General features: G+C 35.0%; 25 protein-coding genes. 10 read left to right on the forward strand and 15 right to left on the reverse strand.

Going from position 1 to position 18975, the window contains the following annotated elements:
• The first annotated feature begins 3 nt into the window (after positions 1 to 3).
• The 3 genes from spoVAD (at position 4) to spoVAEA (ending at position 2112) form a co-directional block, all read left to right on the forward strand.
• A complete protein-coding gene (gene spoVAD, locus BJL90_RS13435; protein WP_070968925.1) occupies positions 4 to 1029 on the forward strand; it encodes a stage V sporulation protein AD in 1026 nt (341 codons plus the stop codon).
• Between the two features lie 12 nt (positions 1030 to 1041).
• Positions 1042 to 1398, forward strand: a complete 357-nt coding sequence (gene spoVAE, locus BJL90_RS13440) for a stage V sporulation protein AE (RefSeq protein WP_070968928.1) — start codon at positions 1042 to 1044, stop codon at positions 1396 to 1398.
• Between the two features lie 138 nt (positions 1399 to 1536).
• On the forward strand, positions 1537 to 2112 hold the full coding sequence (gene spoVAEA, locus BJL90_RS13445; protein ID WP_070968930.1) for a stage V sporulation protein SpoVABEA: 576 nt from the start codon (positions 1537 to 1539) through the stop codon (positions 2110 to 2112).
• Positions 2113 to 2188: 76 nt separating this feature from the next.
• On the opposite strand, the gene BJL90_RS13450 is transcribed toward spoVAEA, so the two are convergent.
• Positions 2189 to 4768, reverse strand: a complete 2580-nt coding sequence (locus BJL90_RS13450) for a transglycosylase domain-containing protein (protein WP_070968933.1) — start codon at positions 4766 to 4768, stop codon at positions 2189 to 2191.
• Positions 4769 to 5054: 286 nt separating this feature from the next.
• Here BJL90_RS13450 and BJL90_RS13455 point away from each other — a divergent pair, with 286 nt between their 5' ends.
• Positions 5055 to 5354: a hypothetical protein gene (locus tag BJL90_RS13455; protein ID WP_070968936.1), complete on the forward strand. Its 300-nt coding sequence runs from the start codon at positions 5055 to 5057 to the stop codon at positions 5352 to 5354.
• A gap of 23 nt (positions 5355 to 5377) precedes the next feature.
• On the opposite strand, the gene BJL90_RS13460 is transcribed toward BJL90_RS13455, so the two are convergent.
• Positions 5378 to 6961, reverse strand: a complete 1584-nt coding sequence (locus tag BJL90_RS13460; RefSeq protein WP_070968939.1) for a recombinase family protein — start codon at positions 6959 to 6961, stop codon at positions 5378 to 5380.
• Positions 6962 to 7435: 474 nt separating this feature from the next.
• On the opposite strand from BJL90_RS13460, the gene BJL90_RS13465 reads away from it, so the two are divergent.
• A complete protein-coding gene (locus BJL90_RS13465; RefSeq protein WP_070968942.1) occupies positions 7436 to 8197 on the forward strand; it encodes a hypothetical protein in 762 nt (253 codons plus the stop codon).
• A 445-nt stretch (positions 8198 to 8642) separates the two neighbouring features.
• Here the strand turns inward: BJL90_RS13465 and tnpC (BJL90_RS13470) are convergent, their stop codons facing one another.
• The 12 genes from tnpC (BJL90_RS13470) to BJL90_RS13525 all read right to left on the reverse strand — a co-directional run bounded on the left by tnpC (BJL90_RS13470) (position 8643) and on the right by BJL90_RS13525 (position 16694).
• Complete coding sequence (tnpC, locus tag BJL90_RS13470; protein WP_070968945.1) at positions 8643 to 9599, reverse strand: IS66 family transposase; 957 nt, start codon at positions 9597 to 9599, stop codon at positions 8643 to 8645.
• Between the two features lie 113 nt (positions 9600 to 9712).
• Positions 9713 to 11359 (reverse strand): IS66 family transposase, encoded by a 1647-nt coding sequence (tnpC, locus tag BJL90_RS13475; RefSeq protein WP_081561940.1) that lies wholly within the window; start codon positions 11357 to 11359, stop codon positions 9713 to 9715.
• 72 nt (positions 11360 to 11431) lie between these two features.
• A complete protein-coding gene (tnpB, locus tag BJL90_RS13480) occupies positions 11432 to 11782 on the reverse strand; it encodes an IS66 family insertion sequence element accessory protein TnpB (protein WP_070967449.1) in 351 nt (116 codons plus the stop codon).
• Positions 11776 to 12114, reverse strand: a complete 339-nt coding sequence (tnpA, locus tag BJL90_RS13485) for an IS66 family insertion sequence element accessory protein TnpA (protein ID WP_070964102.1) — start codon at positions 12112 to 12114, stop codon at positions 11776 to 11778. The genes tnpB and tnpA (BJL90_RS13485) overlap by 7 nt, the downstream gene beginning before the upstream one ends.
• Before the next feature lie 12 nt (positions 12115 to 12126).
• Positions 12127 to 12612 carry an IS66 family transposase gene (locus BJL90_RS13490; RefSeq protein ID WP_070968948.1) on the reverse strand — a complete coding sequence of 162 codons (486 nt, stop codon included), beginning with the start codon at positions 12610 to 12612 and terminating at the stop codon, positions 12127 to 12129.
• A 113-nt stretch (positions 12613 to 12725) separates the two neighbouring features.
• Complete coding sequence (locus BJL90_RS13495; protein WP_070968951.1) at positions 12726 to 13040, reverse strand: IS66 family insertion sequence element accessory protein TnpB; 315 nt, start codon at positions 13038 to 13040, stop codon at positions 12726 to 12728.
• A complete protein-coding gene (gene tnpA / locus BJL90_RS13500; protein WP_070968954.1) occupies positions 13037 to 13396 on the reverse strand; it encodes an IS66 family insertion sequence element accessory protein TnpA in 360 nt (119 codons plus the stop codon). The genes BJL90_RS13495 and tnpA (BJL90_RS13500) overlap by 4 nt, the downstream gene beginning before the upstream one ends.
• A 111-nt stretch (positions 13397 to 13507) precedes the next feature.
• Complete coding sequence (locus BJL90_RS13505; protein WP_070968957.1) at positions 13508 to 14635, reverse strand: hypothetical protein; 1128 nt, start codon at positions 14633 to 14635, stop codon at positions 13508 to 13510.
• A gap of 425 nt (positions 14636 to 15060) precedes the next feature.
• On the reverse strand, positions 15061 to 15486 hold the full coding sequence (locus tag BJL90_RS13510; RefSeq protein WP_070968960.1) for an ImmA/IrrE family metallo-endopeptidase: 426 nt from the start codon (positions 15484 to 15486) through the stop codon (positions 15061 to 15063).
• Positions 15487 to 15546: 60 nt separating this feature from the next.
• Positions 15547 to 15900: a hypothetical protein gene (locus tag BJL90_RS13515; RefSeq protein ID WP_070968963.1), complete on the reverse strand. Its 354-nt coding sequence runs from the start codon at positions 15898 to 15900 to the stop codon at positions 15547 to 15549.
• A gap of 36 nt (positions 15901 to 15936) precedes the next feature.
• The gene (locus BJL90_RS13520; protein WP_070968967.1) at positions 15937 to 16200 is read right to left on the reverse strand and encodes a hypothetical protein; all 264 of its coding nucleotides are present in this window, start codon (positions 16198 to 16200) and stop codon (positions 15937 to 15939) included.
• A gap of 38 nt (positions 16201 to 16238) precedes the next feature.
• Entirely contained in the window at positions 16239 to 16694 is a 456-nt protein-coding gene (locus BJL90_RS13525) for a helix-turn-helix domain-containing protein (protein ID WP_070968970.1), read from the reverse strand.
• 121 nt (positions 16695 to 16815) lie between these two features.
• On the opposite strand from BJL90_RS13525, the gene BJL90_RS13530 reads away from it, so the two are divergent.
• Positions 16816 to 17079, forward strand: a complete 264-nt coding sequence (locus tag BJL90_RS13530; protein ID WP_070968973.1) for a helix-turn-helix transcriptional regulator — start codon at positions 16816 to 16818, stop codon at positions 17077 to 17079.
• Between the two features lie 39 nt (positions 17080 to 17118).
• Entirely contained in the window at positions 17119 to 17295 is a 177-nt protein-coding gene (locus BJL90_RS22035; RefSeq protein WP_156778803.1) for a hypothetical protein, read from the forward strand.
• 38 nt (positions 17296 to 17333) lie between these two features.
• On the opposite strand, the gene BJL90_RS22040 is transcribed toward BJL90_RS22035, so the two are convergent.
• A complete protein-coding gene (locus BJL90_RS22040; protein ID WP_156778804.1) occupies positions 17334 to 17486 on the reverse strand; it encodes a hypothetical protein in 153 nt (50 codons plus the stop codon).
• A gap of 249 nt (positions 17487 to 17735) precedes the next feature.
• On the opposite strand from BJL90_RS22040, the gene BJL90_RS13535 reads away from it, so the two are divergent.
• The 3 genes from BJL90_RS13535 to BJL90_RS13540 all read left to right on the forward strand — a co-directional run bounded on the left by BJL90_RS13535 (position 17736) and on the right by BJL90_RS13540 (position 18915).
• On the forward strand, positions 17736 to 17930 hold the full coding sequence (locus tag BJL90_RS13535) for a hypothetical protein (protein WP_070968975.1): 195 nt from the start codon (positions 17736 to 17738) through the stop codon (positions 17928 to 17930).
• 227 nt (positions 17931 to 18157) lie between these two features.
• Positions 18158 to 18286 carry a hypothetical protein gene (locus BJL90_RS23080; RefSeq protein WP_257786387.1) on the forward strand — a complete coding sequence of 43 codons (129 nt, stop codon included), beginning with the start codon at positions 18158 to 18160 and terminating at the stop codon, positions 18284 to 18286.
• Between the two features lie 68 nt (positions 18287 to 18354).
• Entirely contained in the window at positions 18355 to 18915 is a 561-nt protein-coding gene (locus BJL90_RS13540) for a helix-turn-helix domain-containing protein (protein WP_070968978.1), read from the forward strand.
• Positions 18916 to 18975: the final 60 nt, after the last annotated feature.

The raw sequence follows: 18975 nt of genomic DNA on the forward strand, positions 1-18975 counted from the left end.
GCAATGGCTAGAAAAAAAATTGGTAAGCAAACGATTGAGTTCATAGATCCTCCTTCTATTATTTCTACTACTTCTATTGTAGGGCCTAAGGAAGGTCAAGGGCCTTTATCCCAGTATTTTGATATTATTTTAGAAGACGATTTGTATGGAGAGGATAGCTGGGAAAAAGCTGAAAGTAAGATGGTAAAGGAAGCGGTAAAGCTAGCAGCGATGCAGGGAAGACTTCATTTAGAAGATATTGATTATTTATTCGCAGGAGATTTATTAAATCAGCTAATGTCCTCTTCTTTTGCTGCTAGAGATTTAGGTATGCCCTATTTTGGATTATTTGGTGCTTGCTCGACTATGGCAGAATCTTTGAGTTTGGCGGCTATAATGATTGAAGGTGGTTTTGCTGATTATGTAGTGGCTACTACCTCTAGTCATTTTTCTTCAGCAGAAAGGCAGTTTAGGTTTCCTCTAGAATTAGGAAATCAAAGGCCCCTTACTTCACAGTGGACAGTTACTGGTGCAGGTGCTGCTATATTAGCTCCTATGCGAAATAAAGGTCCGTATATAACCCATGTTACAACTGGTAAAGTCATTGATTATGGTATTACAGACCCTAATAATATGGGAGCTGCCATGGCACCAGCAGCAGTTGATACAATTAAAGCATATTTTGAAGATACAGGAAGATCCCCAGATGAATTTGATTTAATCATTACGGGAGACTTAGGTAAAATAGGAAATGAAATTGCAATAGACCTGTTAAAACAAGGAGGACTTCCCATAAACAAGACCTTAAGGGATTGTGGTGTGGAAATATTTGATCACGTAAGGCAAGATACACATGCGGGTGGTAGTGGATGTGGATGTTCCGCAGTGGTCTTTTGTGGCTATTTATATAAATTATTAAAGGAGAATATATTTAGGAAAGTTTTATTAGTTTCTACAGGGGCATTATTATCCCCTACAAGTATTCAACAGGGCGAATCTATTCCTAGCATAGCACATGCAGTAGCTATAGAAGGTAAACTGAAGGACTAGGGGGTTGAAACGATGGGTTATGTTAGCGCATTTATTGTAGGTGGGTTAATTTGTTTAATAGGGCAGCTGTTAATGGACGCGACGAAACTAGCGCCAGCCCATGTATTGATCATTTTTGTTACATCTGGCGTTATTTTAACTGCTGTAGGGCTTTATGAGCCGTTGGTGAAGATCGGTGGTGCAGGAGCAACAATACCTTTGCCGGGGTTTGGTTATTCGTTGGCCAAGGGTGCTTTTAAAGGTGTAAAAGAAAGTGGACTGTTAGGGGCATTTATTGGTGGGGTTGAGGCTACAGCAGGAGGCATCACAGCAGCTATTGTGTTTGGATATATCATGGCAGTCATATTTGATCCTAAAACAAAACCATAGTTAGTGAACTTTTTTACTTGTTTCAAAAGCAACTTGCATAATGAAATAGTGAAAACTTTAGTTTGATGTTAGTGAGCTAGTTGCTTTATGTAAAGGTGGAGTTTTAACTAGTAAAATACTTGATAGAAGGAGCAAAAAATGGAGGAGAAAAGAAAGGTTATACTAATTACAGATGGAGACATGTGTGCAAAAAAGGCAGTAGAGATAGCTGCGAAAAACATTGGTGGCAGATGTATCTCCCGTTCTGGTGGAAACCCAACGCCTATTACAGCAGGAGAAATTATAGAGCTTGTTAAGGAAGCTAAAAATGACCCGGTGATTGTAATGGTAGATGATGAAGGTAATGAAAACATAGGGATAGGAGAAAAAATATTATGTAAGTTGGTCAATCATCCTGTGATAGATGTATTAGGCGTTGTAGTTGTAGCCTCTAACACAAAGGACGTAGACGGCGTGCATCCAGATTTTTGCATTGATAATTATGGTAATATTATTTACGAAGCTGTGGACAAAGACGGAAACCCAACAGATGAAAAGGTGCTTTATGGGGACACAGTTGATATAGTGGAGAAATGCAAGGTTCCAATGGTTGTGGGTATAGGAGATATTGGAAAAATGAATGGTAAAGATGATAGAAAAAAAGGAGCACCTATCATTACAAAGGCACTACAAGAGATACTGAATAGAAGTAAGTTGTTAGATAAAAGTAATTGATAGAACAAACATTAAATAAAAATAAAAATGATAAAAGAGCAGAATGTGAACTGCTCTTTTATCATTCGTCTAATCATTAATTGTTTCTCATAGAATCTATGATGGTATCATCTATTGGCTCTTCATAAGGATCGGTACCTGGATCTAAATCATCATCAAGCCATCCATCATCTTCTATTAAGCCATCGGTAGAATCGTCCCCAAAAGGGGGGAAACTACCTCCATCCTCTAATGGATCATAATGACTTTTGGGGAGTGTATAAGCATAATCTGCCGGTACGATACCACCATGAGCTTCGGGGTAATAGGGAACAGGCCTCTTTATAAACACTCTTGACTCAACTTCCCAAGGCGGTGTGTGTTCTGTGGCTAGCTTACCAGTAGGCACGTGAATATCTGCCTTTACATGGACATCACAATAGTCTTTGGGTTCAGTGCCACGAACAAAGACTTCTGAACGAACTCTACTACCACGGGGATCCAGCGAGCAATACTCTGTAGGCAATTTACCAGATACATTACAGACATTTCTCCTTACAATATCACTAGGCTCTTCAAAGTTTTTAGAGCTAAGTTCTTCATGAATACGCTGCATTACGTTTTTCCATACAGTACCTGCCATTCTACCCCCACCACCGGGTAATTTATCCGGTGTATCATATCCCACCCAAGTAGCAGCAACATAGTAAGGGGTATATCCTACAAACCAAGCATCTTTATTATTGGTGGTTGTACCAGTTTTACCAGCTACAGGAATTCTACTATTACTTTGATCGAATTTAGCTGATGATCCTGTACCAGAAGTAACGGCTGTTCTTAGCATATCTGTCAGGATATAGGCTGTCTCTGGAGAAACAACACGATGTTTTTCTGAGTTGTTTTCGAGAATTAAGTTGCCTCGTCGATCAGTAATTTTAGTAAAGGTAATTGGTTCTGTATAAATTCCTTCATTGGCTAAAGAATTGAAGGCAGCAGTCATTTCTAAAGGGGACACGCCATGGGTCATGCCACCTAAAGCTGTGGAAAAAGTAGCATCAGAATATCTTTTGCCATCAGGGGCTATATAAGGATTTTCAGGTCTTACAACTGTAGAGATGCCCATTTTTTCCATGTATTCAAACATAATATTAAATGCTTGATTATCATTACCATTAGCTAATTGATGGATAGTTACCATAGCACCTACATTACTAGAATCTCGAATAGCTTCTCTTATAGTTATAAGACCGTTATATCTGTTGTTGTGATTGTTTGGATAACGTCTAGTAGGGTTATTCCTATCAAAATATACCGGTATATCATCAATAACAGTAGCAGCAGTAAAGCCTAAATCTAATGCAGGTGTATAGACAGCAATGGGTTTAATAGATGACCCAGGTTGTCTTGGGTTGAGGGCTCGATTATATATTTTTCGACCACTAATTCCTCGACCACCAATAAGCGCTTTGATTTCTCCTGTAGTAGGTTCCATAATCACCATAGCTGATTGAGGTTGCACATTACCATCTTCACCCACAGTTAGCAGAGGTCTTCCCTGCAAATCTGTAAAGTTACTTTGTTTTTCAAACTCTTCGTCTAAGATCCGTTGAAATTTTGTATCCATGGTGCTATAAATTCTTAGGCCACCAGAGTAGAGGGTATTGTTGGCTTCTTCTCTAGAATAACCTTGCTGTAAGAAGGCTTTTATAACATCCTCCTTTACCAAATCACCAAAATAAGAAGTAAATATATCTGCTGTTAATCGATTTGGTTTCAGACTAGATTTGATATCCTCTTGTAAAGCAGCTTGATACTCGCTTTCAGTAATCATCTCTAACCTTCTCATGATGCTCAAAACTAAACGTTGTCTCGGTATAGTGTTTTCATTAAATACAATGGTGTAGATAGAATCACTATCATTTAAAACATGATGGACATCTGCATCTACTTGGTGTTTTTCTAAGGTTCTTATAGGGGAATATCTAGAAGGGTTTCTAGTAACCCCTGCAATAAGTGCTGATTCGGCAATGGTTAGTTCTGACACATCTTTTGAGAAATATACCTGTGATGCTGCTTGTACACCATAGGCACTGCTGCCTAGATAAATGGTATTTAAATATGCTTCTAAGATCTGTTCTTTAGACAGTTGTCTATCCAGTTGAATACCATAATACATATCTTGAATTTTTCTAGTAAAGGTTTGTTCATGGGTTAAATATAGATTTTTAGCAAGCTGTTGATTGATGGTGCTGGCACCTTGCCTAGAGCCAGTACGCAAGTTTGTCCAAGCAGCACCGAAAATACGTTTAATATCTAGACCATTGTGATCCCAAAATCGCTCATCTTCAATAGCAACAAAGGCATCTATCAAATGAGGGGGCATTTTAGAATAGTCAGTGATGGATCGATAGTCAGTGGTTTGAACTTTTTCTAATACTTGGCCTTCACTATCTAAAATAAAAGAACTTTCATCAAGCAAGTCGTAAATATTGGCTGCATCAATTGGATCTGCATCTTTAATAATACCCACTACAATGCCAACAGCCGCTCCTCCCACGATAAAACCAAGTAAAACCATAACTGTAATAAATATAAGAAATACTTTCTTTTTGTTAACTTTCTTACTTTTTTTAGTAGTTCTATTAGTGGTCTTTTCTGATTGTTTTTTTTGTGACATACAAATACCTCCATCCTTAAAATTAAAAGGATATACTTTTTAAAAACGAATGTTAATAAAAGTAATAATCAATATATCCACTTTAATACTAACATAACAATACAGATTAATACTTTAGTACAGCATATAAAGGCTAGGATAACATTAATATTATAACATAAAATATATAAACTGTTAAACTATCTATGTTACTATACATAATTTGCATAAAAAAGTCAAAGTTAAAATGAAATACTACACAATATTTTCTTTCTTTACATATACTGTATAGAAGGAGATGATTTTTTTGTACATAAAAAAAAGAAGTAAAAGAAAGAAATATTTTAAATATAAAGTCTACCTGTTAATCATCTTCATGTTTATGACCTGTACAACTACATTTATTTATATAGATAACAAGATTATGCCTACGGTACAGGCAATTGGGGAGTTAAAAGCGCAAGAAATTACAACAAGAGCCATCAATGAGTCTGTTAGCATTGTAGTAAAACAGGATATTACTTACGAAGACCTAATAGCTATAAAGGAAGATGAAGAAGGAAATATTACTTTTATGCAGGCGAATGCAATGATTACAAAATTATAAACAGCCTTGTATTGCTACAAGGCTTAAAATTTCAGTATCTGAACCTTCAACTCCTTATCGTCCCATTCAACATAATTGACAATAGTCTTAAGAAGTATTCTCTGCTCTTGAAAATCAACGATATGAATCTTACTTTTAAACTCCAATAGTGCTTCCTTGAAAAGGTCTATATTAAAATTAACCCTATCAGAATCATCCTCCACCAGATGTCCTTCCAAGGTTTTATTTTCCTTAGCAAGTTTTTCAACTTCTGCCATAAGATACTCTGCAGCAAAAGAGTCTTCTTTGCCAGCGATCTGTCTTACGAGGTTTTCTATAGACTTTTTATTCTTATCTATTTTTTCTACGATTAGTTTATTTTGCAGATCCTTATCTTTATTTTTCTTTTTCATAGACTCCAACTGATCGAAGGTGGTAGAGGTAATAATGCCTTCGATTTTTTCAATGACTTCTTTATCTGTCTTTATACCATTCAGCCTTTTAGCATCGCATATAACGCCCTTAGAAATGACTTTTTTATTGCAGACATAGTAATGATATCTTTCTTCACTATTTGGCTTCTTAGGGCCAAATAAAACCCGCATAAAACTACCACAGGAACATCTTATGAGGCCGCTTAAAAGGGCAGCGGCAGAAGTACCGGCTCTGGGAGCCTTATCTTTATTCTGCTCAAATATCTGCTGCACCCTCACCCAATCCCTACCAGGAATAACCCCTTTGTGTTTACCAATAGCAACGATCCAATCAGACTTTTCATTGTATCGACCCATCCGAGTGTTTTTCAAATCCCTTTTATTATAACCAATCACCCCATATTTCCCGGAAAATTCTTCTTTAGCATTACAGATATCAGCACCATTTGTTTTGAAATACTCATAGATACCCTCATCAGCTACAGCGTAGACTGGATTATGCAGGATTTGTTTTAAAGACTGCTTCTGAAAGTCATTGCCATTTTTGGTTTTAATTTTGTTTAGTAGGCAGTAGGTTTCTAACTTTTGTAGGGATTGAAGCTCCAAGTATTTCTGGAAAATAGTTTTTATTATCTCCAGCTCTTCCTCAACAGGGATCAGCTTAAACAACTTTCTTTCCTTCATATTTTGATCGATATAGATGATGGGTTCGCTAGTAAAACCAGTAGGATAAATCCCACCTAACCATCTTCCAGTACGGGCCAACTGATGCATATTATCCCTGATACGCTCTGCAATAGTCTCCCTTTCTAGCTGTGCAAAGACACTGGCTATATAAAGCATAGCACGACCCATAGGGGTAGAGGTATCAAACTGTTCTTTGATGGAAACGAAGGCTATATTATTTTTCTGTAGCAGCTCAAGTGTATTAGAAAAATCAGATACATTACGACTGATACGGTCCAATCGATAGCATATCAAAACATCATATTTTTTCTTCTCAGCATCCTTCACCAACCTTTTAAACTCAGGCCGATCTATATTCCCACCAGAGAACCCCTCATCTTCATAGATAGAAAACTCCCTAGCCTCAAAATGACTTCTGGCATATTCCTTACACATCTGTATTTGATTCTCAATAGACTCACCCTTGCCGGTGAACTTTGACTTTCTTGAATAGATGGCTATTTTCATTTGAATCACCTCGATTATTTATCATAAACATAATATGCTTAAGGGATGGGGTTTACCATTGGGATTAATCATTTTAGTTAATCGTTAATCGTTAACTCAGATAAGAAATAGAACGTTTGTTTTATTATAGTATGGTTAGGAAGGAAATGGTAAGTGAGATGTGGTTTAACCACTATATATAAAAGTACAGTAATTAAATTTTATTTTTTGAAAGCATATAAGAGGTATTTTTTATGTATCCTTTATAACATTTCACCGAATATTTTTATATTTTGTCTAATTTGGAGCCTAAAGGGAAGAAAAAATAGTACAACTGGACTGGATGGAAGATTTTACAAAATTGCTTACCAAATTACAAATATCGACATTGAAACATTCTAATTAATGGTATCATAGTGTTGTATAGGTAAATGTAGGTAGTCTAACGTTGTGCGAAACTCTCTAAAGTTAAAATCATATGTGGAGGTAAATTATATGAAGAAAATAATAACATTAATCTGTTTTTTTATGATAATAGGACTTTTGAGAGCATGCAATTATTTTTCTAACGGTGATATTTCTTCTACAGAAACTATTAATAATGACCTATCATATTCATCTTCAAATTCAGATGATGAAAGATTAATTTCAGAAGTTTCAAATCAAGAAGAGAAAGAAACAAAAGATATTAATTCATTAATACCAGATGGATGGCATATATTTGAGCAAATTAAAGGAGAACCAGTAAAGGTTGAAGGAGATTTAAATAAAGATAATATATTAGATATCGCGGCAGTTATTGAAAAAAACACAAGCGTTAATGAGTCGGAAGCTCCACCTAGGTCATTATTAATTGCATTTGGAAATAATGATAATACGTATTCACTATCTATCATCGCCGATAATGTTATTTTGAGTGCAGATGAAGGTGGAGTTTTCGGAGATCCCTTCGACAGTCTAAAGATTGATAGGGGTTCAATCGTTGTAAGTGATTATGGTGGAAGTAACTGGAGATGGTATAATAAATATCGATTTAGATATCAAGCCAATGATTGGTACTTAATTGGGGTTACGATGGGGTCATATTTCACGGGTAATACAACCATGGATAATGCAGATGAGGAAGATTATAATTTATTGACCGGAGACTATATTATTAAACGAACAGATGAAAATGGTAAGCGTAAAGTAACAAATGGAAACAGAGGAATAAACCCTTTAGTCAAATTAAAAGATTTTAATATAGAAAACATGTAATAAAAAAGCAGACAAATCTCCTTGTGATCTTCAAGGAAGTTGAGAACTCCGCATAGCAGCATGCTTACGGGGGTGCTGGTTGTAATGTTTTTAGGGTAAGGTCAGTGCACCACATCCCCTCACCAGGAGCAAGCCCCATCAATAGGAACTTTGGTACTTGACACCTACTTACTTCATGGTTAGTGTAATTTAAATATATTCTGAGTGAGGAAGAAAGATGGAGCGGATAATATTAAATTGGTACGGTCCTTATAGCATTGACAACATTAAGAATTATGATGTTGCTTATCTATGGGGGATATATGCAATATATAGAAGATGGGGTAATAGAGAAAAGTTACTGTATATAGGGAAAACTGAAAGAGAATTTCTCGAAAGAATAAATGAACACTATGGAAGTTGGCTATGGGGATTGCGGGGTCAATTAGCCATTAGGCTAGCTACCTTACAATACAGTAAATGGGCGTATGCTATTTTCTGCAAGATTATTGGAGATTTCACAATTACCATCTTCCAGATATGTCATTAATCCAGATTGTTGATTTTTTACATATTGTAAAGCCTGTCCAATCTTGGATTTTGCTAAAACTCTATTAATATTTAAATCAACCCATGACCAAAAGGCCTCCAAAACTGGTTTTTCCAGTTTAAGTCGCTGCTTTTTACGATCTTCAGGCGGCAGGTCTTTTAGTTTTTTTTCAATTTCAAAAAGTCTATTGCAATAGCCCAGGCCTTGCTTCGGCAATGTGGCATCTACACTTTTCATGTCTTTAGGCAGAGCCTCTAAAAAGTATCTTCTGGCATGACTCCAGCAAAGGTACCTAGTTATTCCTTTTACCTTTCCATAACCTTTATAGCCGTCTGTATGGAGAAATCCAGTGTAGCCATCTAGGAAATCAGCTGCATTTGCTCCTGCACGACCAGAGCGATATTCAAAGATTCTAATCTGTTTATCACTATAGCTGCCGGTTGTATATACCCACATGTATGATTTGGTAGTATTTTTCCTGCTATCTTCATTCATTACTTGAACTGGCGTCTCATCAGCATGTAGATAATTATCTTTGAGCAGATTTTCGTGAAGCCTTAAGACCATTTTGTTTAGCCATTCTTCTGTTGTTTTTAATATCCAATTGGATAAAGTACTCCTTTTAATTTCCATACCAAGGTTTTGCCAATCCTTTTCCTGACGGTATAAAGGAATGTGGTTGACATATTTCTGGTACATTGTCCATGCAACACTAGATGCCGATGCCATAGAATGTTGAAGAAGTGGAGAATCTATTTTTGCTTGTTTAAGATAAGCTCTTTCTTCTTTACGGCAGGTTCTACACTCCCAATTTTCTTGATAGATATGTACAATTTTCATTGTTGCAGGGATATATTCAATTTCACTACGCATGTATTTCTTTCGTAAGTGCCAAAAAATTGACGTATAGAAATCCAATTGAATAGCTGATACAATAAATCCAGTAGAAGTTAGGTATGTTACTAACTCTACTGGATTTTATATTTTTACTTAGCTTGAACTTTTAAATCTTCAGGTAGATCCTTTGAAAAAGGTAGTAGTTTTAATAAGCTTTCCTTGTCTTGAGGGTCTACATTTGAGAAGTGGTTCATTAAGTAAAGTAAATATTTTTCAACAACTAAATTATTATTCCTAGCCGTTTCAATGATGCTATAGATTAATGCACTGGACTCTGCACCTTTGGTAGAAGCCGAGAAAAGCCAATTGCTACGACCCACCACAAATGGCCTTATAGATCGTTCTGCAGCGTTATTGTCTATTTCTAAAGAACCATCTTCTAAAAGCACCTTAAGACTTGGAAGAAGAGGTTTTGCATAAGCCAAAGCTTTACCAAGGGCACTTTTAGGAACAGCTTCCTCTATTTCTCTATCTACATAAGCTATAAATTCTTCTATTATTGGCTTGGATGCCTCAAGTCGCTTTTTATAACGTCTCTCATAGAAATCTTCTTTTCCACTATGCTGTTCTTTTAGGTCTTTTTCAATCTTATAAAGCTGAGCACAATAATTAAACCCTATTAATGCTCTTGAAGACTTTAGGGCTTCTTCATCTAGGTTTACTATTATTTCGTGGAACTTTCTTCTTATATGGGCTAGGCAATAAAGTCTTTTGACATTTTCAACTTTATTATACCCAGCATATCCATCTGTTTGAATATATTTTGAAAATCCACTTAAAAAACCCTTAGGACAAGAACCAGATCTTGTCTTTTGGTAGTCGTAGATGATAATAGGTTGATCTTTATCTGGGGATTTATAGAGCCACATATACTTTTGTTTATTGGACTCCTTGCCCCTATCATCTAAAACTTTAAGTACTGTTTCATCAGCCTGGATATAGTCTCTTTTAAGGAGTTTTTCCTTCATAAGCTGATAGATTGGCTCTAGTTCATGGGCTGCACCAATAACCCAGTTGGCAAGGGTTTGCCTAGAAAGATTTGCCCCCATCATCTTGAAGTAGGATTCTTGTCTATTTAAAGGCAGTGCATGCTGGTATTTTAAATTTATGACATGACTAAGAAGCTCGTTAGATGCCATACTCTTATGTAGCAAGGTCTTTGGAGCCTTTGTTGTAGTAATATTTGCTTTATCATTACTTTCTTCACATGATCTGCAGGCGTAGCTGTAGGTTACATGTTCTTCTACATATAACTTTGCAGGTATGTACTTAAGGATTTCTTTAGATTTCTTACCGATAACCACTAAATCACTGGAACAGTCACTGCAGGACTGCTGATTTTCATCTAGTTTATGCTCAATTACTACTTTTTCTAGGTTTGCTAAGTTATCTTTTTTTCCAGTGTTTTTAGAAGATTTACTTCTTGTATAAGTAATCTCCTCGATAGTAGGATCTGCTACTTTTAAGTTGCTCTCTTTTTCAGCTTCATCAAAAAAGGATACTTGCATAGAACTAGTCTGTTCACTGGAGGAACCAAATATTTTTCTATTTTTATTGAGAACTTGGCCTTTGAGATATGCTAACTCATTTTTCAAATCTGCTATTTCTTTATCCTTAGATTTTATTTCATTATCTCTAGCTTCAAGTTCTTCTTCCATTTTTAAAATCAGTTCTTTCGTCTTTTCGTCCAGTTGGTTTTGTAAATTTACCTTCGTCATTTTCATCCCCGTTTTCATTTTATTTACAAAACAATTATACCATAAAATCCTTGTAATTTGAATGCATACAAAGGTTTTATGGTATCTTTTTCAGAAGTGATTTCTTTCTTTAACGGGCTTGAATTTTGATATAGTTCTTACTTCATACCCCTTAAGCAGCCATCGTAGTTCTTCAATGGAAACCTTTAAAGCTTCTTCCTTTGACATAGGCCATTTAAATTTATTTCTCTCTAGTCGATGATAGTATAGCCAAAACCCATCATCAAAATGGAGTATTTTTAGTTTATTCATCTGCCTATTACAAAAGACAAATAGTGCCTTTTCAAAAGGATCCAGATTAAACTGCGTTTGTACAATCATACTTAATCCATCTATATTTTTTCTAAGATCCGTTACCCCGCAAGCTAAATATACCTTATCCACTTTATCTATATTTAGCATGATGCTATAATTTCCTTAAAAACATTAGATAGAGATACCTTGTCATTGCTTGGTATATATATCTTAGCTTTGCCTATTTCGATTTTTATAGTTGCCGTTGGGGAAGGATTAGATGGGGTATTTTCTTGATTTACAGCCTCATCAGCTTCCGTATCTTTAAAGCTAACAGCATGAAATACAGGAGTATTATTGTTTTCTAGCTTTTTTCTCCGATAATACAGCTGATGAATACCTATATTATTCTCTTCACAAAAGGCTTTGATGGTCCCTTCACGAGAAGAGAATTTATCTAAAATATCTTCCCAATCAATGTCTAGTGCTTCATTCGTCATAACAGATACCTCCTATTGCTTATTATCTGTTATTCTAGCAAAACTTCTTGGTACAATACTAGGCGGAAATTCTTTGGCGCTTACTTTCTTTCCTGCGTAATGTAATTGATCTGCATCAACTGTACAGATTTTATCTTCTTCAGATAATGTATATACTTTATCCTCTTCTGGAAGATTGATAAGGGCTTTTTCTCTGGAATATCCTTTTCGAGTTCGTTTCTTTGTAATTACAGGTTCAATTTCCTCTGGATCTGCTTCTACCTCTGCTTCATCAAACTGGCCAAATTCTACTCCTTCTATAACTATTTGACCTGATAATGCTGATGTCTTTTCACTTTTTGTTCCAAATAGCTTTTTTGTCAAATAGTCAATCTGCTCACGAAGAATTTTAGAGTCAGCATTTAACTCTTCGATGGTTTGTCTCAAAGATGCAATTGTTATATTCTGTTCTTTGATTACCTCTATTAAAGCGGAGGTTTCAGATGTAGTTAAACCCATTGATTTTCAGCCCTTTTTCAATAATTTCTTTTTACAAATATTATACCATAATATACTTGTAAGTGCACGAAAAAACCTAGGAAAAACACTGAAAATTCAATATTTCTCCTAGGTCATAATATCCTTTTGTTCTCTACTTTATGGATGACTTTTTTCTGATCAATTGTTAGTCCTTCAATGAGCCATCTATATTGTTGAGCAGTAATTTCTCTAACATCTTCAGTAGTTCTTGGCCACTGAAATATTCCATTTTCTAGCCTCTTGTACAAAAGGAGAAATCCATCTCCTTCCCAAAATAGTGCATTCTCAAATGGATCTAGATGTAAACTCTCAGATACGATTGCAGCAAGGCCATCTATGGATTTTCTCATATCTGTCTTGCCACAGGCAATGTATATCCGTACATCATCAGGAAATCTTATCTTCATGATCTTCTAAAAATCTTAAGTATAGCTTCTAGTGTGCTTGGGTCTGCACCATTTAGAATTTCAATTTCATTTCCATTTGAGCGAAGAACAGCACAGACTCCTTGGTGACTAAGTTGAGGTTCCTCTGTACTTGGTTTAATCTCTGCAAACTGGGTTTGCCCTGTGACAGCTAGTGTTCCTGCTTGAATCAGAGATTCTTGACGGAGGACTTTTAACCAGTAATAGTACTGACTTGTGGAGACCTGATTTTCTTCACACCACTGCTTAACGGGTAATCCACTTTCATTATACCTTTTAATTATTTTTCGCCATTTTTCTTTTGATATTTCATGATGAGCTGCTTTCATAGTAGTCATGTATAATCATCTCCCTACACTTTTAATGTTAGCAAAGCTACTCTGTCAACATTAAAAGTACTTTGTAGAGTATATTATCTCATGGTCCCGAAGCATTTTAAATCCATGGGATTACTGACCGCTTACATTGTTTCCGTTTAATAATTTATCATATAGAGATACATATCTCAAGTGATATATCATAGTTTGCTCTAAAAGAGCCCGCATGAGAATAGTAGCAGAAATAGGATATCTTTTATATGCACTATTCTTAGAAATATTTACTATTTCCTGTGCAATTAAAATTAACCCGTGATTTTCAGTAATTTGCACGTCGACTTGAGACCAAGTTAAATTTTCAAAAAAGTTACATCCTTTAAAAGGGACAGATTTAGTAGGTAAAGATGGGTTGGGATTTTGATGTTTTTCTGATTTTTTAGCATTATTATTATTGCTAGAGCTATCCTCAAATTTTGTAGTATTGGAAGTAATTGTGTTATCATTTGATGAACTGATAGCTATTTTACATTCATTTGAAATTTTTTCATCGAAATTATCATTGGCGTTAAAATCGTCAAATTCTACAGTATCAATTTTACTAGATTGATTGTTTGCTAAATAGATAGGACTTAATAAGTCAATGACTCCAGGAACATCATCTATTGTATTTCTCGTATTAAATGATTCATCAACAAAAGCTCCTTTAGCAATTAAGTGTATTGCTTCATCAAAAATAGGCTTTGGTAAATCGGAAGTTGGCGCTAAGGTAATATCGTCACTAGACAACTTTAACAGATCTTTCGCAGTTAGCTGAAAAAATTCACTTTTAGTAGTAAATACGCGTAAAAATGGTGTAGGTTTTAATTTTTGCAGATCTAAATATTCTATTAATTCATCTTCTGTCCATACATTAAGATTAAATGCATAATTAAGTAATTTATATTCAATAATACCTGTTTTAATTTTAGGTTTTGAAGTACCAGTTACATCAGAAATAAAATCAATAGATTTGCCACCATCAAAAGAGTTAGCATAAAATTTCTGTTTTGAGAGTGTAGACCATTTTTTTATACCATCAATATGCTTTGATGCGAGACTACTTTGAGCTTCCATTCTACTACTTGCTATATCAACATCAATCTGCTGTATACTATTTTTTGTCTTGTTCTTTATACTTGGTATTTTATATCCTGGAGGGGTAAGATGAGGGGATAGAAGTAACTGACAAGCAGAAACACGTCGGTTGCCTTCTAAAACCACATATTTGTCTTTCTCCTAACATCAATCCGCCAAATTCATTTATTCCATTGGCTAAATCCTCAATTTCTTCATATTGAAGTAAGTACGCTCTGATAGCTTCTTGAGATGCATTTGGTGGAATGATGAAACGTGGATTTTCGTAATCTAATACCAGTTGTAATGGTGAAATTGAAATTGTTTATCCCCCTTTATAACATTAACTTCAAAAGCCCCACACTGATTTCTTTTGGAGGAGCCGTTTTAATAGGCAATAAAATAATTAATAAAATATAATCACTAATAAAAGATTTTATAAGACTATACTTTAAAAACAACCCAAATCAAATTTGAGCTTCAACAACTCCATAATCAAATTTTCCGCCACAGAAATTTGCGCTATCGATAGCCCCTTTATTAATATTTAGGTTATTTCTACTTATCACTATTTATAACTTTAATTTTAAAAGTGCCACATCTATTCCTTCAGTAGAAGCTATCTGTTCGATGGTAAAGTAACTTGGGTAGTTATGTAATATTTCATTCGACAGTAATAACTCCACAGCAAACCGATTAGCTTCAGTCTCAAGTTTATTTTTAACAAAAAAAGTATTAGCCTCCAGAAAACATACGTTAAGTCCTTTGTACAGAACCGCATGTCCTATTTCGTGTGCTAATACTATCATTTGTTGTCTATATGATAATTTTTTATTAATATAGATAAACTTATTTCTCTGGCACTTCTGATATAGCCCATTAATATCTTTATTTAGTGGCCATAGTTTGACATGTATATTAAGACAAGAAGCAAGCTCAAATGGATCTCTAGTCTTGTATTTCTTTGCTAATTTAGCAGCTAATGTTTTAATGTCCATGAAAATTCCCCCAATCCCTTTTGGGTGCTGTTAAAGCAAGTTTGAATATTGTTTTATTTATTATTTAATGAGCTTAAGTTTAGCAATATCGTAAAGATTTTCTTTTGTTACAGCTTCAACAGCGTTTAACTTATTAGTGATATTGTCTAGTTTTTCATTAGATTCAGTACGAAATTCTGTGAGGTTGGCAGTTTGGTCATAAATGGTATCTAATTTCTTTTCAATTCGTTCTTGACTAGCCTCAAGCTTAGCTTGCCCGGCTTCCAACTTGGCTTGACCAGTTTCCAACTTGACTTGACCAGTTTCCAACTTGACTTGACCAGTTTCCAACTTGACTTGACCCTGCTTTAAATCATTGATATCAGCCTTTATCGTTTTAATTTCACTTAGAATTTCTTTTAGTAAACTTTCCATAGTATCACCCTTTATTTTTATTTACTGTGCTATCTGTTACCTTACTCTTCTATAAATCATTTCTTCATGCTTAGAGACTTCTTGCTCTATGCGTTCTAGTTTTTCAGAGTTTTGTTTGTAGCCATCAAATAAAGCAGATAACTTTTTCCCATGGTCATTTTCTATTTTGATTACTGTTTTTTTAACGTCAGCTACTTCGGTTTTAATCTCCTTTAATTCCTTGGTAGTTTCTTCTCTAAAAGAAGTAAATTCACCATACATCTTTTCTAATAAACTAAACATTTTATCTTCATTACTCATTTTAAAGCATCCTTTGAAAAATTATTTTTATTTAACATCTAATCGCTTTCTTTTCTATGCTTCTTTGGAGTATACTTCTTGTTGATTCTTTTGGCTTGTCGCATACCGTATTCCAGTGCTTCAAGGATAGATTCTAAAGCTTCTGGTGACATAGGTTCACCTGATAGCATTAACTCATTGTCTGAGATAAGCGTTTCCTTCAACAGATGCATCCTTTTTTCTATGTCTTTTTCATCTTTTTTGGTTAGTTCTTCAGTATGTTTATTATATTTATTATTTAATTTAGGATTTCTTATATCGGATCTGCCAAGGAGGTAGTCAACGGATACGTTGAAATAGTCAGCTAATAATTGCAAAGTATCTGTATCAGGCTGTCTTCTACCAGTTTCGTAATGGGCATAAGTAGCCCTATTAATATTTAAATCACTGCTTAAGTCATCTTGTGTTAAACCTCTCGCAGCTCTTAATTCCTTTAATATATTTGGCAATTTCATATATACCACCTCAAGATAATATTAACTAATTTTGATACTAAAAGAAACATTTGATACAAAAAGTATATTTATTTTAAAAAGAGGTTGGCCTTGATACAATTTGTATTAAAGGAGGGTTGTTATGGAAAAAAAATTAACATTAAAAGAGCTAAGAAAAAAAAGAAAAGAAACTCAAGAGGCTGCAGCAAAAGGTGTAGGTATTAATAGAGCAATCTATTCTCATTATGAAAATGGAATTAGGGTTCCGAATGTGATTGTAGCTAAACGTATCGCAGAATACTTCAAAGTCAGAGTAGAAGATATTTTTTTGCAACAAGTGATACAATATGCCACAACGAAAAGTCAGCATAAGGGTGGGGGAGGTGCTTCTTCGGTGTCTCTGTAGGGGTGTGAGTTAGGAGGTTTAGGAGAGGAGGGGTGAAGGATGGAAAAACTTAATTACAGCAGAATCAATTGGAAAGATAGAGTATTAACAGATGCAGGAGAAGTTAAGGAAGAAGGAACAGCACTTAATGCTGATAACTTGAACAGAATGGATGAAATGATTGGTAAGTTAGTAAACAGAGTCAATGAGCTAGAAGAAAAAGTTCAAAAGACATAATTAAGAAAAAAAGGGGGTGCCTGTCTTAGAGTTAGGTTTTAGTTATTTTCTTCTTTAGTACAGTCACGACAAGTTGTATCAATAGTAGCTGTTGGGTAGCTACTTTCAGAAGCGACTTCAGTACCACAAAAAGTTGTTAGTTTTGGTTCAGTATTAAAGTCTTTACTACATATTGTACATTTTACAATCATAGTTGTGCCTCCTTTTTCATTAGCAGACACCCCCTATAAAAAGTTCTACAAAGAAGGTAGCAAACCTTCGAAATTCTTTCGCCAAATAACAATAACTAAAACCATTGTAAGGGGGAGTGGTGTTTCTTTGGAGCAAAAGGTAAAGCTTTAGAAAAAAGGTGGGAAAAACTAAATTGGCAAGCAGTACCACAAATACCTAGAATAGTACAACCAAGTATTTTCATAGTGTTTAATACGGGGGTGGGGGATGTGAAGGTAAATATTTATATAGGAGACACAAAATTTGAAGATTTATCTCTTGAAGAACAAAATGAAGTGGGGCAGAAAATAGCTGCTGTTTTTGCAGAGATTAAATTCAATAAACTATTTCAATTAATAGAAGATAATGACCCCAGAGCAAAGGAATATTATGAGCAATTAGTAGATTGTATCGTGAAAAATTAAGGGGGAGAAGCGATGTTTGGTAAGAAGTTAAGCGATTATTCTATAGAGGAGCTTGTCAAAGAGATTGTATGTAGAAAGCATACCAGTATTCTAAAAGCGGACAAGCATCAAGTATTCTAAGTAAAAAACAATCAAAAGAGAATCAAGGAAAAGGGGCCTGCAGTAGTACTAGTAATTCGAGAGGAGGCATAGATCGTGCTGGAAGTACCTTTGAAGGGAGGTGCCCAATGATTACCTTTGATAGAACACCCGTAATTAAAGGAGAGAGTATTAAAATCTATTGTTTTACAGGGAAAGTAAAAGATTTGAAAACTTATCTTAGGGGAGAGAAAGAGAAAGCAAGAAAGATAAACTAATTATTTACACTATATCACTTGAGTCAAGTCTTTACCATGAACATTTATGCAGGAAGGAAGGGGAAAACATGTATAGATTTGCAAGAGAAAAGGCTGGGCTGACAAGAGAACAGGCAGCTGAGTATTTGCCAATATGCGAAAGAACAATAGCCAAAATTGAGTATGAAGAAATAACCCCATTGCCAGCAGTAGCGGATAAAATGAATGATGTCTACGGAGTACACCATTTAAGTATGTGGTACTGCAAAGAAGAGTGTCCTATAGGGAAGAAATACTGCTACGAAATATTAAACAATGTAGACCTATCACCTATGGCAATCCTTACAAAGTATCGACAGGAGGCTAAAGAAGCTCAAGAAGGCTTAGACCGGTTAACTGAGCTTATGTTAAATAAAAAGGGTGAAGCAGATTGCACCAAGGAAGAGCTTGAGGAAATAAGGCATTGGGGACTTGAATTACTTGACTTAGAACATGTTATAGAAACCTTTAAGCTAAGACTTTGGGACTTTCTAAATGTCGGGGAGCTTATTAAACAGCATAATGAGAAATGTATAAGAGAAAAGTACGTCATAAAAGAAAATAACCGACCAGGGCAACTGTATCGGCTATTTAAAAAATCTTTGATTTAACCTAAGTATATCATATTAAATTCAAAATGGAAAGAAAGAGGATTGTAACAGGGGTGATTA

The organism is Clostridium formicaceticum (assembly GCF_001854185.1).
In the GTDB taxonomy this organism is placed as follows: domain Bacteria; phylum Bacillota; class Clostridia; order Peptostreptococcales; family Natronincolaceae; genus Andreesenella; species Andreesenella formicacetica.